Source organism: Paenarthrobacter sp. TYUT067 (assembly GCF_023656375.1).
In the GTDB taxonomy this organism is placed as follows: domain Bacteria; phylum Actinomycetota; class Actinomycetes; order Actinomycetales; family Micrococcaceae; genus Arthrobacter.
In genome coordinates, this window is sequence record NZ_JAMOIT010000002.1 from 145,866 (window position 1) to 164,050 (window position 18,185).

The 18,185-nt window shown below is 60.7% G+C and carries 19 protein-coding genes; all 19 read left to right on the forward strand.

All coding sequences use genetic code 11. From position 1 onward, the window contains the following. Positions 1-975, forward strand: coding sequence for a homoserine kinase (gene thrB / locus MOD31_RS02145; RefSeq protein ID WP_166840193.1), 975 nt, complete (start codon positions 1-3; stop codon positions 973-975). A 304-nt stretch (positions 976-1,279) separates the two neighbouring features. Continuing rightward, positions 1,280-3,421 (forward strand): transcription termination factor Rho, encoded by a 2,142-nt coding sequence (gene rho / locus MOD31_RS02150; protein ID WP_250819733.1) that lies wholly within the window; start codon positions 1,280-1,282, stop codon positions 3,419-3,421. A gap of 253 nt (positions 3,422-3,674) precedes the next feature. Continuing rightward, complete coding sequence (gene prfA / locus MOD31_RS02155; protein ID WP_166840197.1) at positions 3,675-4,748, forward strand: peptide chain release factor 1; 1,074 nt, start codon at positions 3,675-3,677, stop codon at positions 4,746-4,748. Between the two features lie 64 nt (positions 4,749-4,812). Continuing rightward, the gene (prmC, locus tag MOD31_RS02160; protein ID WP_166840199.1) at positions 4,813-5,685 is read left to right on the forward strand and encodes a peptide chain release factor N(5)-glutamine methyltransferase; all 873 of its coding nucleotides are present in this window, start codon (positions 4,813-4,815) and stop codon (positions 5,683-5,685) included. A gap of 12 nt (positions 5,686-5,697) precedes the next feature. Beyond that, positions 5,698-6,549 (forward strand): L-threonylcarbamoyladenylate synthase, encoded by an 852-nt coding sequence (locus MOD31_RS02165; RefSeq protein ID WP_166840201.1) that lies wholly within the window; start codon positions 5,698-5,700, stop codon positions 6,547-6,549. Then, a complete protein-coding gene (locus tag MOD31_RS02170; protein WP_250819734.1) occupies positions 6,546-7,331 on the forward strand; it encodes a WecB/TagA/CpsF family glycosyltransferase in 786 nt (261 codons plus the stop codon). The genes MOD31_RS02165 and MOD31_RS02170 overlap by 4 nt, the downstream gene beginning before the upstream one ends. Next, on the forward strand, positions 7,332-8,288 hold the full coding sequence (locus tag MOD31_RS02175; RefSeq protein ID WP_250819735.1) for a glycosyltransferase: 957 nt from the start codon (positions 7,332-7,334) through the stop codon (positions 8,286-8,288). 280 nt (positions 8,289-8,568) lie between these two features. Continuing rightward, the gene (locus MOD31_RS02180) at positions 8,569-9,681 is read left to right on the forward strand and encodes an MraY family glycosyltransferase (protein WP_142938667.1); all 1,113 of its coding nucleotides are present in this window, start codon (positions 8,569-8,571) and stop codon (positions 9,679-9,681) included. 119 nt (positions 9,682-9,800) lie between these two features. Next, on the forward strand, positions 9,801-10,292 hold the full coding sequence (locus MOD31_RS02185; RefSeq protein WP_250819736.1) for a hypothetical protein: 492 nt from the start codon (positions 9,801-9,803) through the stop codon (positions 10,290-10,292). After that, positions 10,279-10,614: a hypothetical protein gene (locus MOD31_RS02190; protein WP_142938630.1), complete on the forward strand. Its 336-nt coding sequence runs from the start codon at positions 10,279-10,281 to the stop codon at positions 10,612-10,614. Before MOD31_RS02185 ends, MOD31_RS02190 begins: the two co-directional genes overlap by 14 nt. A gap of 81 nt (positions 10,615-10,695) precedes the next feature. After that, complete coding sequence (gene atpB, locus MOD31_RS02195) at positions 10,696-11,496, forward strand: F0F1 ATP synthase subunit A (protein ID WP_142938631.1); 801 nt, start codon at positions 10,696-10,698, stop codon at positions 11,494-11,496. Between the two features lie 79 nt (positions 11,497-11,575). Next, the gene (atpE, locus tag MOD31_RS02200) at positions 11,576-11,794 is read left to right on the forward strand and encodes an ATP synthase F0 subunit C (RefSeq protein ID WP_011775261.1); all 219 of its coding nucleotides are present in this window, start codon (positions 11,576-11,578) and stop codon (positions 11,792-11,794) included. A 50-nt stretch (positions 11,795-11,844) separates the two neighbouring features. Beyond that, positions 11,845-12,402 carry a F0F1 ATP synthase subunit B gene (locus tag MOD31_RS02205; protein WP_011775260.1) on the forward strand — a complete coding sequence of 186 codons (558 nt, stop codon included), beginning with the start codon at positions 11,845-11,847 and terminating at the stop codon, positions 12,400-12,402. Then, a complete protein-coding gene (locus MOD31_RS02210) occupies positions 12,402-13,229 on the forward strand; it encodes a F0F1 ATP synthase subunit delta (RefSeq protein WP_142938632.1) in 828 nt (275 codons plus the stop codon). The genes MOD31_RS02205 and MOD31_RS02210 overlap by 1 nt, the downstream gene beginning before the upstream one ends. Positions 13,230-13,314: 85 nt before the next feature. Continuing rightward, the gene (gene atpA / locus MOD31_RS02215) at positions 13,315-14,952 is read left to right on the forward strand and encodes a F0F1 ATP synthase subunit alpha (RefSeq protein WP_011775259.1); all 1,638 of its coding nucleotides are present in this window, start codon (positions 13,315-13,317) and stop codon (positions 14,950-14,952) included. Between the two features lie 76 nt (positions 14,953-15,028). After that, positions 15,029-15,919 carry a F0F1 ATP synthase subunit gamma gene (locus MOD31_RS02220; RefSeq protein ID WP_011775258.1) on the forward strand — a complete coding sequence of 297 codons (891 nt, stop codon included), beginning with the start codon at positions 15,029-15,031 and terminating at the stop codon, positions 15,917-15,919. Between the two features lie 84 nt (positions 15,920-16,003). Then, positions 16,004-17,455, forward strand: coding sequence for a F0F1 ATP synthase subunit beta (atpD, locus tag MOD31_RS02225; protein ID WP_091468394.1), 1,452 nt, complete (start codon positions 16,004-16,006; stop codon positions 17,453-17,455). Position 17,456: 1 nt separating this feature from the next. Next, a complete protein-coding gene (locus MOD31_RS02230; RefSeq protein WP_014922172.1) occupies positions 17,457-17,741 on the forward strand; it encodes a F0F1 ATP synthase subunit epsilon in 285 nt (94 codons plus the stop codon). 10 nt (positions 17,742-17,751) lie between these two features. Then, positions 17,752-18,183, forward strand: a complete 432-nt coding sequence (locus MOD31_RS02235) for a DUF2550 domain-containing protein (RefSeq protein ID WP_250819794.1) — start codon at positions 17,752-17,754, stop codon at positions 18,181-18,183. The last annotated feature ends 2 nt before the right edge of the window (positions 18,184-18,185 follow it).

Consider the following 18,185-nt stretch of genomic DNA (forward strand, 5'->3'; position numbering starts at 1 on the left):
GTGGAATCAATGCAGCCCACCGCGACCGATCGTGCACTCGTCGCGGCAGGCCAGCGGCTGACCGTCAAGGTCCCCGGTACGAGTGCCAACCTGGGCCCCGGTTACGACAGCCTCGGTTTGGCCCTGTCCATCTACGACACCTTGACGGTGGAAACCCTCAGCACCGGGGAGCTTGAGTTTGAGCTCTCCGGTGAGGGCGCTGAGACTCTCCCACGTGATGCAAGTCACTTGGTTGTGCGCGCTATTGACCTTGCCTTGGATCGCCTTGGCTACCAGCGATCGGGCCTGAAGATCATTGCGGATAACGTCAACCCGCATGGCAGGGGGCTGGGATCTTCAGCCTCGGCTGTAGTAGCCGCGGTTACTGCCGCCAATGCGCTGGTCCCTTCGGAATCCCGGCAGGACCGTGACTGGATCCTGCAGCTGACAAGCGAGATGGAAGGGCACCCGGACAACGTCGCACCCGCGATTTTCGGCGGACTGGCGCTGTCATGGCAGGACAGCGAGCAGTACAGCAGCACGCGCGCTGACGTCGCGTCGTCGGTTATTCCTGTAGTGGCAGTCCCGGACTACGAGCTCGCTACTGAAACTGCGCGCGGTCTACTCCCCGCATCGGTTGGTCACCACGCGGCGGCCATGAATTCCGGGCGGGCGGCCTTGCTGATCCATGCGCTCACTGCAGATCCCGCTTTGCTGCTCCCAGGAACGGAAGACTATCTCCACCAGAGCTACCGGGCACAGGCCATGCGGCCCAGCGCAGACCTCCTTGCAGCCCTCCGTGGTGCGGGCCATGCGGCCGTTGTTTCCGGCGCTGGTCCCACAGTGATGGTGCTGGCTAATGGTGCTGACCAAGCCGCTGCGGTTGTTGAATTCATTGAAGCGTTCACGGCGGTCAACACACCCGACGTCAGTTGGCGCGTGATGACGCTGGCTGTGGACGTTCAAGGTGCTAGAGTGGAAGTGCACCGCCGGTAAAGCCGCGGGCAGTTCCCTGATTTTGGATCTCGGTGTTTTGCCGTACCTTTCGTCAACTGTGCCAACGTCGGTGGTGTCGTCTCTTTCCGGCCTGTCTCAGGTGCCGCAGAAATCTCTCTGTTCCCTGAACGCACGCCGGCTGTCCGGGCAACTGGATCCAGTGATGACGATCAGTATCCGGCCCTGTTGGCCATAATCCATCAGGCACGGCCCAAGTCACCGGCTGCAGATCTGAACTGCAGCCCAGAACAAATCATCGCGTCCAGCTCTCGCTCTGGACGCCGTCGAGGGGGAAGGATCCTTCGTGACAGAAACCACTGAGCTGGCTTCAGCTGTGGACACAACATCTTCTGCTGCTGATTCGTCAACTGCAGCAACCACCAAGAGCAGCGGCCTTGCAGGCCTTAAGCTCGCCCAGCTTCAGGCTCTTGCGAGCCAGCTGGGCATTTCCGGGGGATCCCGCATGCGCAAGGGGGACTTGGTCACGGCCATTTCTGCACATCGTGCCGGAACGTCCACCACCAAGGCGCCCGCCAAGGCCACGGCCAAGGCAACTGCGGCCAAGGAAACACCGGCTGCAGAGCCAAAAGCTTCCAAGGAAGCCAGCGCGCCTGCCGCGGTGGCTGAGGAAGCCCCTGCCCAGGAAGCACCGCGGGGCCGCGGTCGTGGCCGCAGCCGCCGTGCCACCAGCGACGGAGTCGTAGCAGCTGCTGAGGCCACTGCTGCACCGGTCGAGGCAACAGCCGCACCCGAAGCTGACGCTGCTCCGGTGGTCGTCGAGACCGCTGAGGCCGCTACGGAGCGCCGTCAGCCACGCACCCGTAACCGGCGCCGCGGCGAAGCTGCCGCCGCGCCTGCCGAAGCGGCAGAAGCACCCGCCACCGAGCAGCGTGCCGATGGCTCGGAGCAGCGTGAGCAGCGTGCGGACCGTTCGGAGCAGCGTGAGCAGCGTGCCGATCGTTCGGAGCAGCGTGAGCAGCGCGCCGACCGTTCGGAGCAGCGCGAACAGTCCGATTCGGGCGACCAGCGCGGCGAGCGTCGCGACAACACCCGCGGTCGCCGTGACGACAACAACGACGGCGACGATACCGGCAACCGCCGTAACCGTCGCAACCGTCGTGACCGCAACGAGCAGAACGACCGGAGCGACCGTAGCGATCGTCGTGGGGGTCAGGACAGCCGTGACGGCAATACCCGCAGCGACCGTTTCCGTGACCGCAATGAACGCCGCCGTGGTCGCGCGCAGGGACCGGACGTCGACGACGTCGAAGTAACCGAAGACGACGTCCTGCTGCCTGTCGCCGGCATCCTGGACGTACTGGAGAACTACGCGTTCATCCGTACATCCGGCTACCTGCCCGGTGCCAACGACGTCTACGTATCCTTGGCGCAGGTCAAGAAGTACAACCTTCGCAAGGGCGACGCCGTCGTCGGTGCCATCCGCGCACCGCGTGACGGTGAGGACCGCAGTCAGCAGTCCGCCCGCCAGAAGTTCAATGCGCTGGTTCGCGTCACTTCCGTCAATGGCAAGACGCCCGAAGAGCTCAAGGATCGCGTCGAGTTCGCCAAGCTTGTGCCGCTGTACCCGTCCGAGCGTCTGCGCCTCGAAACCGACCCCAAGAAGATTGGCCCGCGAGTCATCGACCTCGTGGCACCGATCGGCAAGGGCCAGCGCGGCTTGATCGTCTCCCCGCCGAAGGCCGGCAAGACGCTCATCCTACAGTCCATCGCAAATGCAATCACCACCAACAACCCTGAGGTTCACCTCATGATGGTTCTGGTTGACGAGCGACCCGAAGAAGTCACGGACATGCAGCGGACCGTCAAGGGCGAGGTCATTGCCTCCACCTTCGATCGTCCCGCCGACGACCACACCACCGTTGCCGAGCTCTCCATTGAACGTGCCAAGCGTCTCGTGGAAATGGGCATGGACGTGGTGGTTCTGCTGGACTCCATGACCCGCCTGGGCCGTGCCTACAACCTGGCAGCACCGGCCTCCGGCCGCATCCTGTCCGGCGGTGTCGATTCTGCAGCACTGTACCCGCCGAAGCGCTTCTTCGGTGCAGCCCGCAACATCGAAAACGGTGGCTCGCTCACCATCCTTGCAACCGCACTCGTCGAGACCGGTTCCAAGATGGACGAGGTCATCTTCGAAGAGTTCAAGGGCACCGGCAACATGGAGCTCCGCCTTTCCCGCCAGTTGGCAGACAAGCGTATCTTCCCGGCCGTGGACGTCAATGCGTCCGGTACTCGCCGTGAAGAGAACCTGCTCTCGCCTGAAGAGGTCAAGATCATGTGGAAGCTGCGCCGCGTCCTTTCGGGCCTGGAGCAGCAGCAGAGCCTTGAGCTGCTGACCAACAAGATCCGGGAGACGCAGAGCAACGTCGAGTTCCTCATGCAGGTTCAGAAGACGACGCTCGGAGCGAAGTCGGACAACGACAAATAGCGTTATCTGGGGTGGGGCCGTCGAGTAATTTTGCCGGCCCCGCCCCTTCGCGTTGCTGCTGACATACTGCGTACGTCAGCAGCAACGCTACGACAGGCCCGATGCCACTCCCGGGCCGGCAAAATTACTCGACGGCGGTCAGGTCACCTTGAGCGTTGCCGTCACCTTCGCTGGCCGGCTTATTTGAGCGGTTGGTCGTTAAGTCACCAATCGTCGCAACTAGACTTGTCTGCGAGTCGAAAGAGGTTTGAAAATGTTTGAGTCCGTACAGGGATTGCTTGATGAGCATGCTGCTATTCAGGCGCAGTTGAGTGATCCTGCTGTTTATGCTGATCAGTCTGCGGCCAGGAAGTTGGGGCGGCGGTCTGCTCAGCTTCAGGGCATTGTGGAGGCGTACAACAAGTGGCGCGGGCTCAACGATGACCTGGAAGCTGCCAAAGAGATGGCTGACGAGGATCCCGAATTCGCTGCCGAAGTGGAGCAGCTGGAGGAACAGATCCCCGCCGCACAAGAGCGGCTGCGTCGTCTGCTGATCCCGCGTGATCCGGACGATGCCCGCAACGTCATCCTTGAAGTGAAGGGTGGCGAAGGCGGCGACGAAGCTGCGTTGTTCGCCGGCGACCTTCTGCGCATGTACATGCGTTATGCGGAGTCGCGCGGCTGGAAGACCGAAATGATTTCCGCTACTGAATCCGATCTTGGTGGATACAAGGACGTTGCCGTAGCCATCAAGGGCAATTCGAACGATCCCGCGCAGGGCGTTTTTGCCCGATTGAAATTTGAAGGCGGCGTCCACCGTGTGCAGCGCGTACCCGTCACGGAGTCGCAGGGCCGCATTCACACTTCGGCCGCCGGCGTGCTGGTGCTTCCCGAAGTTGATGAGCCCGAAGAACTCGAGATCAGCCAGAACGACCTCAAGATTGACGTTTACCGTTCATCCGGGCCCGGTGGCCAGTCCGTGAACACCACCGACTCCGCTGTACGCATTACTCACTTGCCTACGGGCATCGTTGTAGCCATGCAGAACGAAAAGTCGCAGCTGCAGAACCGCGAAGCCGGCATGCGCGTTCTCCGCGCCCGCCTCCTGGCCCACCAGCAGGAACAGATTGACGCCGCCAACTCGGAACAGCGCAAGTCGCAGATCCGCACCATGGACCGTTCCGAGCGCATCCGGACCTATAACTTCCCTGAAAACCGTATTGCTGACCACCGCACCGGCTACAAGGCCTACAACCTTGATGCCGTCATGAACGGTGACCTTGAACCAGTGATCCAGTCAGCCATTGAAGCTGACGAGCAGGCACGCCTGGACGCAATCGGCGAGTAACGACCTGCCGATCAGAGCAGCGCCGAACAACCACAGCGCCGAACAAACACAGCAGAGTACATCCATGACGTTTCACCAAGGCCAAAGCCTCGCGGACGCTGTCCGCGAGGCTACTGCTGTCCTGTCCGACGCCGGCGTACCCAGCCCGCGCGTGGATGCCGAGTTGCTTGCCGATCACCTACTGGGCGTCGGCCTTGGTCGTCTCCGTGCCCTGTTGCTCGGCGACACCCCCGCTCCCGAAGGTTACCGGGAACTGGTGGAGGAACGCGCGGGACGCGTCCCCCTCCAGCACATCACCGGCGTCGCATATTTCCGGCACCTGGCGTTGCGGGTGGGTCCGGGCGTTTTCATTCCGCGTCCCGAAACGGAGTCAGTTGTTCAGTTGGTCATCGACCACCTCTCAGGACTGCAAAGTCCCAAGGTGGTGGATCTTGGCACAGGATCAGGTGCAATCGCCGGCTCCATCGCCTACGAAATCCCAGGCGCTGAAGTGCATGCGGTGGAATTCAGCACGCTCGCGCATGCCTGGGCTGCCAGAAACCTCGAACCGCTGGGCGTGGTACTTATTGAAGGCGACTTACGGGATGCCCTTCCCGAGCACAACGGAACCTTCGACGTCGTCGTATCCAATCCGCCGTACATTCCGGCCGAAGCGATCCCCACAGAGCCTGAAGTTGCACTGCACGATCCACCAGAGGCGCTTTACGGCGGGGGAGCGGACGGCATGGTACTTCCGACCGCGGCAGCTGCCTCAGCGGCCCGTCTCCTCAAGCCCGGTGGCTATTTTGTGATGGAGCACGCGGAAGTCCAGGCTGCATGGATCTGCCGGATGCTGCAAAGAACCGGACGTTGGAACAACGTCACCACGCACTACGACCTGAACGGCAAGGAACGTGCCACCAGCGCGATCCTGGCAAGCCTGTCTCCTGATGAGTGAAAGAATGGCGCTGTGACCACAACCTATAACTGCACTTCCGATGACCAGCGTTCTGAAGGGCTTCAGCATGCCCAGCGCGCCATCAGCGAGAAGAAGTGCGTCGTGCTGCCAACAGACACCGTCTACGGTATTGCCGCAGATGCTTTCTCGCCGTTGGCCGTGACCATGTTGTTGGCCTCCAAAGGGCGCAGCCGTCAAATGCCTCCTCCGGTCCTGATTCCACGGGTCAACGCCCTGGACGGACTGGCCACCGACGTACCAGCCGATGCCCGGGCGCTGGCCCAAGCCTTCTGGCCCGGTGGGTTGACGCTGATCCTTCATGCCCAGCCGTCCTTGGACTGGGACCTCGGCGAGACCAAGGGCACCGTTGCCCTGAGGATGCCCGACGACCAGATCGCCCTGGAACTCCTGGGGCTCACCGGCCCCTTGGCTGTTTCCTCCGCCAACCGGACGGGCCAGGAAGCGGCACAGACAGCCTCGGAAGCGCGACTCCAACTGGCGGAGTCCGTTGAGGTCTACCTCGAAGGCGGCTTCCGTCCGGTCAAGGGAACTGCTGCCTTGCCCTCGACGATTGTGGACGCCACGTCCACTCCGTTCCGGGTGGTGCGCCAAGGAGCGATTGAGCTGGAACGGCTTCGCGAGATCGTTCCGTCCATCCTGGGTGTTGGTGAAACCATTCCTGCTGCGCCGCCGGCTTCTGATGACACGGCAACCGAAGAACCTGTAGTTGAAGCGACCCCAGGTGAAGAGACCGCAGTTGAAGAGACCCCAGTTGAAGAAACTGCAGCCGACGCCGTCGTCGTCGAGGAGTCAACCCATGAGACTGCAAAGCCGGAGGCCTCCAACGAAGCCAAGTCCGAATGATTCCGGAGCGTCAACGCGTCCCCGTCCTTGACGTCGACGCCACGCCGATGCGCGTCAATGAGGTTATAGACGCAATGGGCAGTCTCATTTCAGCCGGATCAACCGCTACCGTTCTTGGCCACAATCTGCACAGCATCACGTTGCTTCATTCGCGCCCGGATGTCCGTTCTTTGTATGAGGGCAGCTCGATCGTCCTCTTGGATGGTGCTCCCGTCGCGATGCTCTGGGGGCTAGCCCACAAGCGTCAACTCCAGCCCTTGGGTGAGGGAACCATGGCATACCGGCTGGGTTCCATGGATTGGATCCCGGAGCTTGGAAAGGTCAAAGGGCTGGAGCGCGTGGCCGTAGTAGGCGCGGGACGCGCGGCCAATACGACGGCGGTCGCCCGGCTGCGCGCTATCGTCCCCGGTGCAACAGTGGACGGAATGCCCGGTGAGGGGTGGGACAGCACCCTGGAAGATGCGGTGGTGGACTGGCTGACGGACTTCCGTCCGCAGTTGGTCCTGTTGGGACTCGGGATGCCCCTTCAGGAGGCTGTCCTTCACCGCAGGCTCGCCCATCTGCCGGCTGCCGTTTATTGCGCCGTCGGCGGCGCCATTGAGCAGGTTGCGGGCATCCAGAAACTGGCGCCGCGGTGGCTTGGTCGCCTAGGACTCGAGTGGGCCTGGCGGCTGGTCCTTCACCCGGGCCGCGTGGCTTACAGAGTTTTTGTTGAACCTTGGAAGCTGGCTGGCCTGCTGATCGGGCGCCGTTTCCTACCATCCAAGACCAAAGGCAAGTAAATGACGTCCCACCCTGTCGTGGTCGCTGTTGTAGTGACCTATAACCGGCGTGAACTTCTCCAGACCACCTTGGACGGCATTGCTGCAGGTACACAGGTACCGGACGCCGTCGTGATCGTGGACAACGCCTCCACGGATGAAACCGCTGAGTTCCTCCAGCAGTACCACGGCGCATTGACCACTGATGTGGTCACCTTGAACACCAACGTGGGCGGTGCCGGGGGTTTCGTCGTCGGCATGGAACGGGCTGTACTCGACCACGGGGCGGATCACGTGTGGATCATGGACGACGACACCGAACCTCAGCCGAACGCCCTGCGCGAGGCGTTGGACCTCTCCGAGTCCTACCTTCGGGAAACCGGAGAGGCACCGGCGTTCATCGCCAGCCGTGTGGTGTGGACTGATGGCCGCGACCACCCGATGAACCGCATGCGGCCGCGTATGGGGGCAAGCGAGAACGCGCGCACCGCTGCTGCCAGGCTGGGTGCCACCCAAATCCGCAGTGCTTCCTTCGTGTCGGTGCTGATTCGTGCTGAGGAAATCAGACAGCACGGCCTGCCCATCGCGGACTACTTCATCTGGAATGACGATCTGGAGTACACCGCCAGGATTTCTCGTAGAGGGACCGCGCTGACTACCAACGCATCAGTGGCCAATCACCATACGAAGGTCTTTGGCGACGCCGGAGCGGATCCTGGCGCGCGCTTCTACTATGAAGTGCGAAACAAGCTCTGGGTTTACACTCGATCGAACGCCTTGGCACCGTGGGAAAAGGTTCTTTTTACGGGTGCTTCATTGCGCAACTGGACCCGCACGATTGCCGCCTCGCCGAATCGTAAGGTGCTGTTGGCCGGGCTTCTCAAGGGCCTGCGCCACAGCCTGAAAGCCCCGCGATTCAATGCTCAGGTACTGAACGGGATCTACGCGCTGCGTAACGTCCAAGAGCCTGTCAGGTAGCTGTTACGCGGCTTGAATCCCAGCCAAACACGCTGGGACATGGCGGCTGCGTCACAGGGTGGTCACGGCCATTGGCATTAGTATCGTGACTAGAGTCCACAGAAATCCCGCAACATTCGGCACAGCCGGTGCAGGCATGGCGACGGAGTAGTTCCATTTATCCAAAGACAGATTTCCACACCTTGAGCTGCCCACAACCCGACGGCATTCGATCCCGCCGGCTGCATTCGGTGGTCCTATCCAACCGTTTGGTGTGCAGGCTGCTTTCAGGGGCCGCGTCATGATCATGTACATGCTAATGGCCCTGACGGCGGCCGTTGTAGCGTACGCCGGGACGTGGGGTGCCCGCGTGCTGGGAAACAAGCTGCGGTTGTATCAGCCCATCCGTAGCCGTGACATGCACTCGGCGCTGATCTCAAAACTCGGTGGACTGGGCATCTTTGTCGGATTCTTCGTCGCCCTGGTGGTGGCGAGCAATTCCTTCTTCGTTAAGGACATCTTCAGACACAACGATGCACCTTGGGGGATCCTGGCGGGTGCCGTGGTGATCGTCGCTGTGGGGGTGGCGGATGACATCCTTGACATCCGTTGGTGGATCAAACTGCTGGGCCAGGCTGCAGCTGCGTTGATCGTGGCCATCTGGGGCGTGCGGATGTCTGTGGTTCCCTTCATCCCGGAACCGATTGTCCTTGAGTCCGAGGTAGTTCAGATTGCGCTGACCGCAGGGCTAATTGTTACCACCATGAATGCAGTCAACTTCATTGATGGACTGGACGGATTGGCCGCCGGCGTCGCCATCATCGGTGGCGGAGCCTTCTTCCTTACCGCCTACTGGGTTCACCGTAACAATCCGTCCACGGACAACTCGGACCTCGCGACACTCCTGATGGCCATCCTGGTTGGCAGCTGCATCGGATTCCTGCCGCACAATTGGTTCCCCGCCAAAATCTTCATGGGAGATTCCGGGGCGATGCTCATTGGCTTGCTCATGGCTTCGGCCGGCGTCGTGGCCACCGGGCAGATCAGCTCCGGTCTCTACGACCGCGCCAACGGTATCCCCACCATTGTTCCCATCTTGCTGCCCTTTGCCGTGCTTTCCCTGCCCCTCCTTGATTTGGGGATGGCCGTTGTCCGAAGAACAGCCAGAGGCCAGTCACCGTGGTCCGCTGACCGCGGGCACCTTCATCACAAGTTGGTGGACCTTGGGTACTCGCACCGCAGCGCCGTCGTCATGCTTTATGTTTGGACGAGCATTCTTGCCTTTGGCGGCGTCGCCTTTGCGGTGTTCCCATGGCAGATCGTGCTCATTGTCCTCGTAGCGGCAGCGCTGGTCATGGCTGCCGTGACGGCGTGGCCCTACTTCACCCGGAACTCGACGCGTCCGGGGGAGTAGTTGTGAGAGTCGGTTATGGTCACAGTTCTATCTCATGTAGAATTCTTACTGCGGACAGTCACTCGCCCGTAACCCCACTTTGAGAATATGGCACCCGTGCCACGAGGATTGGTATCCCCATGACATCCAACGCCGAAACCGGACACCCGTCCGGTAAACGTGGTGTTGGGGCCGTTGGCAAGCCGTCCTCGTTGTGGCTCCGGTTGCTTCTTCTTAGTTCCGTAGCAGCTCTGACAGCCACTGCTGTCACGTGCGTGATTGCGGCCTTCATGAACGGCGGACAAGGCCCGCTATCAGCCGCGTTCGGTGCCGTGCTGGTCATGCTCTTCTTTGGAATCAGCCTTTTGATCGGTCACTTTGTTGGCCGTAACAACCCCTCCGGCGCAGTAGGCCTCTTTGTTGCAACATATTTCATCAAGGTGGTCGGCTTTGCTGTAGTGCTTTTTGTGCTGGGTGCTCCGGACTGGCTCCATGGCCGATGGTTCCTCATCGGTGCCGTTGTGACAGTCGTGTTCTGGCAAGCCGCCGAAATCTACGGCTTCAGCAAGGCCCGTCTCCAGATCTACAACGATCCAGAGGAGCAGAAGGGTGGCCCGGATGTCTCCGCGTAAGCGCTATACGCGCCCCGGGGCCACTACTCAGCAGCCCGTCAAACATGGTGAATCAGCGGAAGCCGGAAACGATGGCGGATACAACGCCGGCATAGCCGTCTTCAGCTACATCATTGGCGGGATCATTGTCTGGAGTTTGATAGGCTGGGGTCTGGATAATCTGTGGGGGACCCGCTGGATTGTGCTCCTTGGCGCTCTGCTGGGAGCCGCAGGAGGGTTCTATCTTTCCCATATGCATGGCCTCACCAGACAAAGCTCCTCATCTGGCGAGAGCAAAGCAGACAGCGGTCCGTCCACGGACGGGGACAGTAATGCCAAATAATTTCACATGGATTACAGATGCGTCCAACGCGTCCGGATTCCAACCAATGCCCAATGATGGACACAGCAGAGAGGAAACGCGTTGATCGCGCTTGCGCTCCCCGCCCAGGATTCGGGGTCATTCACCCCACCCGGAATCGACGAAATGCACCTGCCGGCAATCCTGCCTTGGGGTGCGCACGATGGCTTCTCCAAGCAGATGTTGCTGGTGATCCTTTCGGTCGTCATTATCGCTACATTCTTCATCCTCGCTGCACGTAAGCAGCAGCTGGTACCCGGCAAGCTGCAGTTCGCAGGCGAGATGGCGTACGGCTTCGTGCGCAACAGCATCGCCAAGGACATCATCGGCGGCAAGGACTTCATCAAGTACGTCCCGCTGCTGTTCAGCTTGTTCTTCTTCATCCTGGTGAACAACATCTATGGCGCCATCCCGCTGATCCAGCTCCCGAGCTTCTCGCATGTAGGCGGCGCCTACGTCATGGCCGGCATCGTATATGTCACCTGGATCGCCATCGGCATCAAGAAGAACGGCCTGAAGTACTTCAAGCTCGCCACCGTTCCCTCCGGTGTTCCGTGGTACATCCTTCCGATCGTCGTACCGATCGAAATCATCTCCAACTTCCTGGTCCGCCCGGTCACGCACAGCCTCCGTCTGTTTGCGACCATGCTGGCAGGCCACTTGATCGTCATGCTCGCCGGTTCCGGCATCGAGTTCCTTGTTATGCAGGAGAACGTCCTGCTCAAGGGCGCATCGGTACTGGTGCTGGTAGGCGCCGTGGCCATGTACATGCTCGAAGCACTGATCATGGCCCTGCAGGCTTACGTGTTCACACTGTTGACCGCGATCTACATCGAAGGCGCCCTGCACGCCGACAGCCACTAGGCTCCCAAAACTTCCCCTCGCGGGGATGAAGCAACCCAAACAACCTGCCGCACGGGCGGCATCTTGAAAGGAAGAAAAAATGGAAGGCACCATCAACGGCTCCCTCAACCTCATCGGCTACGGTCTCTCGGCCATCGGCGGTGGTATCGGTGTGGGTCTCGTGTTCGCCGCTTACATCAACGGTGTTGCACGTCAGCCGGAAGCTCAGCGTGTGCTGCAGCCGATCGCGTTCCTTGGTCTGGCTCTGACTGAAGCTCTCGCCATCCTCGGCCTGGTCTTCGCTTTCGTTCTTTCCTAGTCCTGGAACCCAAGCGAATCCCAAGCACGAGTAGATAGGACGGGTGAAATATGAATCAGCTGATCATCTCAGCCGCCACTGAAGGCGCTGCGGAGGCTAATCCGCTCGTTCCCAACGTCTGGGAAATGGGCGTAGTCCTCGTGGGCTTTGCGGTCCTCATGTACATCGTGGTCAAGTTTGTTGTCCCGATGTTCGAGAAGACTTTCGCGGAGCGCGCTGAAGCAATCGAAGGTGGCATTGCAAAGGCCGAAGCGGCCCAGGCGGAAGCTTCTGCAGCTCTTGAAGAGTACAAGCAGCAGCTCACCGACGCCCGTGCCGAAGCCAACCGCATCCGCGAAGAAGCACGCGCCGAAGGCGCCCAGATCCTCGCGGACCTGAAGGCAAAGGCTGCGGCAGAATCTGCACGCATCACTGAGCAGGCACATGCTGCCATCGAGTCGGAGCGCCAGGCAGCTGTTGTCTCGCTTCGTTCGGAGGTTGGCACATTGGCCACCACGCTGGCCGGCCGCATCGTTGGGGAAGCACTCACCGACGATCAGCGTGCCGCGCGCGTTGTGGACCGCTTCCTGGCAGATCTGGAGACCCAGAGCGCAGGTGCAGCTAAGTAATGGCAGGTATATCGAGCGAATCGCTGACCACAGCGCTGGCGCAGCTGGAAGCCAAGCTTCCCTTCGCCTCGCTGCAGTTGGCTAAGGACCTCTTCGGAATCCTGGGAACGGTGGACAGCTCGGCTGGCTTGCGCCGCGCCCTGACTGACCCGTCCCGTTCCGGTGACGAGAAGTCGGCGCTGGTCAAGCAGCTGGTTGGCGGAAAAGTCTCCGCTGATGCTGCTGAGATTGCAGGCGGATTGGCCAGCTCGCGCTGGGCATCGGCACGCGATATCGGCGATGCACTCGAGACGCTTGCCGCCACGGTTGTCATTGCCGTAGCTGAAAACAAGTCGGCCGTTTCTGCCTCCGGTATCACGGGGCTGGAAGAGCTGGAAAACGACCTGTTTGCCTTCAACCAGGCCGTCGCCTCCAGCCACGAAGTACAACGTGCTCTGTCTGAGCCGCAGGCATCACCAGCGGCGAAGATTGCATTGGCCGAGAAACTTGTTCCTGGCAGCAGCGAGGAAGCAAAAGTTCTCATCAGCCAGGCAGTTACGCAGCCGCGTGGTGTCAAGCCGAGCAAGCTCGTCGAGTCATTCGCCAAGCTTGCAGCCAAGCGTCAGCAGCGCTGGATTGCAACTGTCAGCGTTACCCGTCCGTTGACGGAAACGCAGGCCAGCCGTCTGCAGGCCGGGCTGGATGCCCTGTACGGCCGCGAACTGAAGGTCAACGTCAATGTTGATCCCGCACTGATCGGTGGAATCCGCGTGCAGGTGGGTGACGAAGTGCTCGACGCTTCGGTTATCGCCCGCCTGACCGAACTCCGCCGCCAGCTCGCTGGCTAGCGAAGACAAAGCACAACTTAACTGATATAAAACCCGGTCATCGTGAGCAACGATGATCACGAAAACAGGAGAGCAGGGACTGCAGATGGCCGAATTGACCATCAACGCCGACGACGTCCGTAATGCGTTGAACGAGTTCGCGGCGTCCTACGAACCCGGAAACGCAGAGCGCGTAGAGGTTGGTCGTGTGACCACCGCAAGTGACGGCATCGCCCGTGTTGAGGGTCTTCCCTCGGTCATGGCGAACGAGCTGCTTCGCTTCGAAGATGGCACGCTGGGCCTGGCCCAGAACCTTGACGTCCGCGAGATCGGTGTCATTATCCTCGGTGACTTCACCGGTATTGAAGAAGGCCAGGAAGTTCACCGTACCGGTGAGATCCTGTCCGTTCCCGTTGGCGACGCCTTCCTGGGTCGCGTTGTCGACCCCCTGGGCCAGCCCATCGATGACCTCGGCGAGATCAAGGCCGAGGCCACCCGTGCACTGGAACTTCAGGCTCCGGGCGTTACCGAACGCAAGTCGGTTCACGAACCGATGCAGACCGGCCTCAAGGCTATCGATGCCATGATCCCGATCGGCCGTGGCCAGCGTCAGCTGATCATCGGTGACCGCCAGACCGGCAAGACCGCCATCGCCGTGGACACCATCATCAACCAGAAGGCCAACTGGGCTTCGGGAGATGTCACCAAGCAGGTACGCTGCGTCTATGTTGGTGTTGGCCAGAAGGCTTCCACCATCGCAGCCGTTCGTCAGACCCTCGAGGATCACGGCGCACTGGAGTACACCACCATCGTGGCGTCCCCGGCATCTGACCCCGCCGGCTTCAAGTACTTGGCACCGTATGCAGGTTCGGCCATCGGCCAGCACTGGATGTACGGCGGCAAGCACGTACTGGTGATCTTCGATGACCTGTCCAAGCAGGCCGAAGCCTACCGCGCCGTATCCCTGCTGCTGCGTCGTCCGCCGGGACGCGAAGCATACCCGGGTGACGTTTTCTACTTGCACTCCCGTCTGCTGGAGCGTTGTGCCAAGCTCTCCGACGAGCTCGGTGCAGGTTCCATGACCGGTCTGCCGATCGTCGAGACCAAGGCAAATGACGTTTCTGCCTACATCCCGACCAACGTGATCTCCATTACCGATGGCCAGATCTTCCTCCAGTCGGACCTCTTCAACGCCAACCAGCGTCCCGCTGTTGACGTTGGTGTGTCCGTCTCCCGCGTTGGTGGCGCTGCACAGGTCAAGTCCATGAAGAAGGTCTCCGGTACCTTGAAGCTGGACCTGGCTCAGTACCGCGACATGCAGGCATTCGCTATGTTCGCCTCTGACCTGGATGCTGCTTCCCGTCAGCAGCTGACCCGTGGTGCACGCCTGATGGAACTGCTGAAGCAGGGCCAGTACTCACCGTTCCCGGTTGAGAACCAGGTTGTGTCCATCTGGGCCGGTACCAACGGTTACCTGGACGACGTTCCGGTTGAGGACATCAGCCGCTTCGAGTCCGAGTTCCTGGAGCACCTCACGCACAAGTCCTCCATCCTGACCACGCTGGCTCAGACCAACGTCCTGGATGACGACACCGCTGCAGCCTTGAAGGAAGCCATTGTTTCCTTCAAGAAGGGCTTCTTCGGCGAAGGCGACAACCACCTGGTTGGCGCTGGCCACGAAGAGCACGCAGCGATCTCCGGCGGCGACGTCGACCAGGAAAAGATCGTCAAGCAGAAGCGCTAGTTTCGATAACCTGCTCTGCCGGGGTCCGTAAGGGCCCCGGCAGGGCAGCACATCGGGAACTTAGGAAAGGATAAGTATGGGAGCCCAGATTCGGGTCTACCGTCAGAAGATCAGCTCGACGACGTCGATGCGCAAGATCTTCAAGGCGATGGAACTGATCGCTACCTCGCGCATCGGTAAGGCCCGCGCCCGCGTAGCAGCTTCACTGCCTTACGCGAACGCGATTACCCGCGCCGTTTCTGCTGTCGCAACTCAGAGCGAAATCGACCACCCGCTGACCACCGAGCCGGAGCAGATCCGCCGCGCCGCAGTCCTGATCATTACATCGGACCGCGGTCTTGCAGGATCCTACTCCGCAAGTGTGCTCAAGCAGGCTGAAGGTCTCACCGAGCTTCTTCACGCAGAAGGCAAGGAAGTCAAGGCGTACCTGGTTGGCCGCAAGGCGCAGGCGTACTTCGATTTCCGCAACCGGTCCTACGCCCGCGTATGGACCGGTGGCACGGACGCACCGGAATTCGAAACCGCGCAGGAAGTCGGAGCTGCACTTCTTGAAGACTTCTCCACCGACTTCGAAGAGGGCGGCGTGGACGAGATCCACGTTGTGTACACCCGCTTCAAGTCCATGGTGACGCAGGAGCCGACGGTCATCCGTTTGCTTCCGCTGGAGGTCGTAGAGGAGGAAGCAGCCTCGGAATCCGAGCTGTTGCCGTTGTACGAGTTTGAACCGGAAACAGAGCAGGTGCTTGACGCACTGCTTCCGCGTTACATCGAGTCCCGCATTTTCGCAGCCATGCTGCAGGCCGCAGCTTCCGAGCTCGCAGCCCGCCAGCGCGCTATGAAGTCGGCCGGTGACAACGCTACGGATTTGATCAAGAAGTACACGCGCCTTCGCAACACGGCCCGCCAGGCCGAGATTACGCAGGAGCTTTCCGAAATCGTGGCCGGCGCAGACGCCCTCGCGTCCTAGCCAGCAACGGATTCGGCTCAAAGCCGCACCTGCACCAAACAGATAAACTTAACCCCACGCCATCTACTGAGTGAAGTGAGAGAGATGACTGCCACTGCTACCGAACACGTAGCTACGGCCGGTGCCACCGGCCGCATTGCCCGTGTTATTGGTCCGGTTGTCGACGTCGAATTCCCGGCTGACGCAATCCCCTCGATTTACAACGCTCTGACCACTGAGATCACTCTCAACGGCCAGACGAAAACCATCACGTTCGAGACCTCCCAGCACTTGGGTGACAACCTCGTTCGCGCCATCTCCCTGCAGGCAACCGACGGCCTGGTCCGCGGTACCACCGTGCGGGACTCCGGCTCTCCCATCTCCGTGCCCGTCGGCGACGGCGTCAAGGGCCACATCTTCAACGTTCTCGGCAAGCCGCTGGACGTCGAAGAGTCCGAGATCAAGGCAGACGCCTACTGGCCGATCCACCGCAAGGCTCCGTCCTTCGCGTCCCTCGAGGGCTCCACGGAGATGCTCGAGACCGGCATCAAGGTCATCGACCTTCTCACCCCGTACATCAAGGGTGGAAAGATCGGCCTGTTCGGCGGCGCCGGCGTTGGCAAGACCGTTCTGATCCAGGAAATGATCACCCGTGTTGCCCGCAACTTCGGTGGTACCTCGGTATTCGCCGGTGTTGGTGAGCGTACCCGTGAAGGAAACGACCTCTGGGTTGAAATGGAAGAGGCAGGCGTTCTTAAGGACACCGCCCTTGTTTTCGGCCAGATGGATGAGCCGCCGGGAACGCGCCTTCGCGTGGCTCTGTCTGCTCTGACCATGGCGGAGTACTTCCGCGATGTTCAGAACCAGGACGTGTTGCTCTTCATCGACAACATCTTCCGCTTCACGCAGGCAGGTTCGGAAGTCTCCACGCTGCTCGGCCGTATGCCGTCCGCTGTGGGCTACCAGCCCAACCTTGCTGACGAGATGGGTCTGCTCCAGGAGCGCATTACCTCCACCAAGGGTCACTCCATCACGTCGATGCAGGCCATCTACGTGCCGGCTGACGACTACACCGACCCGGCTCCGGCAACGACCTTCGCACACCTGGACGCGACCACGGAACTTTCCCGTGAAATCGCCTCCCGTGGTTTGTACCCGGCCGTTGATCCGCTGACGTCCACCTCCCGTATTCTGGATCCCCAGTACATCGGCAAGGATCACTACAACACGGCTGTCCGTGTAAAGCAGATCCTGCAGAAGAACAAGGAACTTCAGGACATCATCGCCATCCTCGGTGTTGACGAACTGTCTGAAGAGGATAAGATCGTCGTGTCCCGTGCACGTCGTATCCAGCAGTTCCTCTCCCAGAACACCTACACCGCCAAGCAGTTCACCGGCGTCGAAGGCTCCACCGTGTCCATCAAGGACACCGTGGAAGGCTTCACGGCTATCTGCGACGGCGAGCTTGACCACATCGCAGAGCAGGCGTTCTTCAACGTCGGCGGCCTGGATGACGTCGAGCGTCAGTGGGCCAAGATCCAGGAACAGACCAAGTAGTATGGCTGAGCTCGAGGTTGAGATTGTCGCAGCGGACCACTTCGTGTGGTCCGGTGCGGCCAAGATGGTGAAGGCCCGCACCAGCGATGGTGAAATCGGAATCCTGCCGGGCCACTCGCCCCTTTTGGCCATCATGGCCGCGGGCGAGCTGGCAATCCAGCCGGTTTCCGGTGATCGCATTGCAGTAGTCGTTGACGGCGGATTCTTCTCCGTCGACAACGATCGCGTGGTGATTGTTGCTGACAACGCCAAATTGGGCGAAGCGGCTACAGCGGGGATCCGATAGCACGACCTTGATGGACGATTCCCTTATTCCGTTCATCGCCCTGGCAACAGCGTTTACGTTGCTGATCATGTCACTGTGCCTTTTCGGGGTGCGTCGCTTCAATCTGCGGCGCGCCCTGGGCACGGTCGACGCCTCCATTTGCATGGCTGGAAACAGCTGGCAGATGGGGGTTTGTCGTTATCAGGACAACGAGCTCGAGTGGTTCCGCCTGATGTCCCTGAGCGTCATCCCCAAACATAAATTCACGCGCAGCTCCCTTGAATTGTTGGGACGCCGTCAGCCCACGGAAGACGAGCTCGTCCGGATTCAACCTGGCGTCGTGGTGGTTGAACTGCAGTATGAAGGTCAGAAGTTCATGCTCGCCATGAATTTCGATGCCTATGCTGGTTTGTCGTCCTGGCTCGAAGCGGGGCCGGTCATCGGCGTCGGAACCTGGCGTTAGGC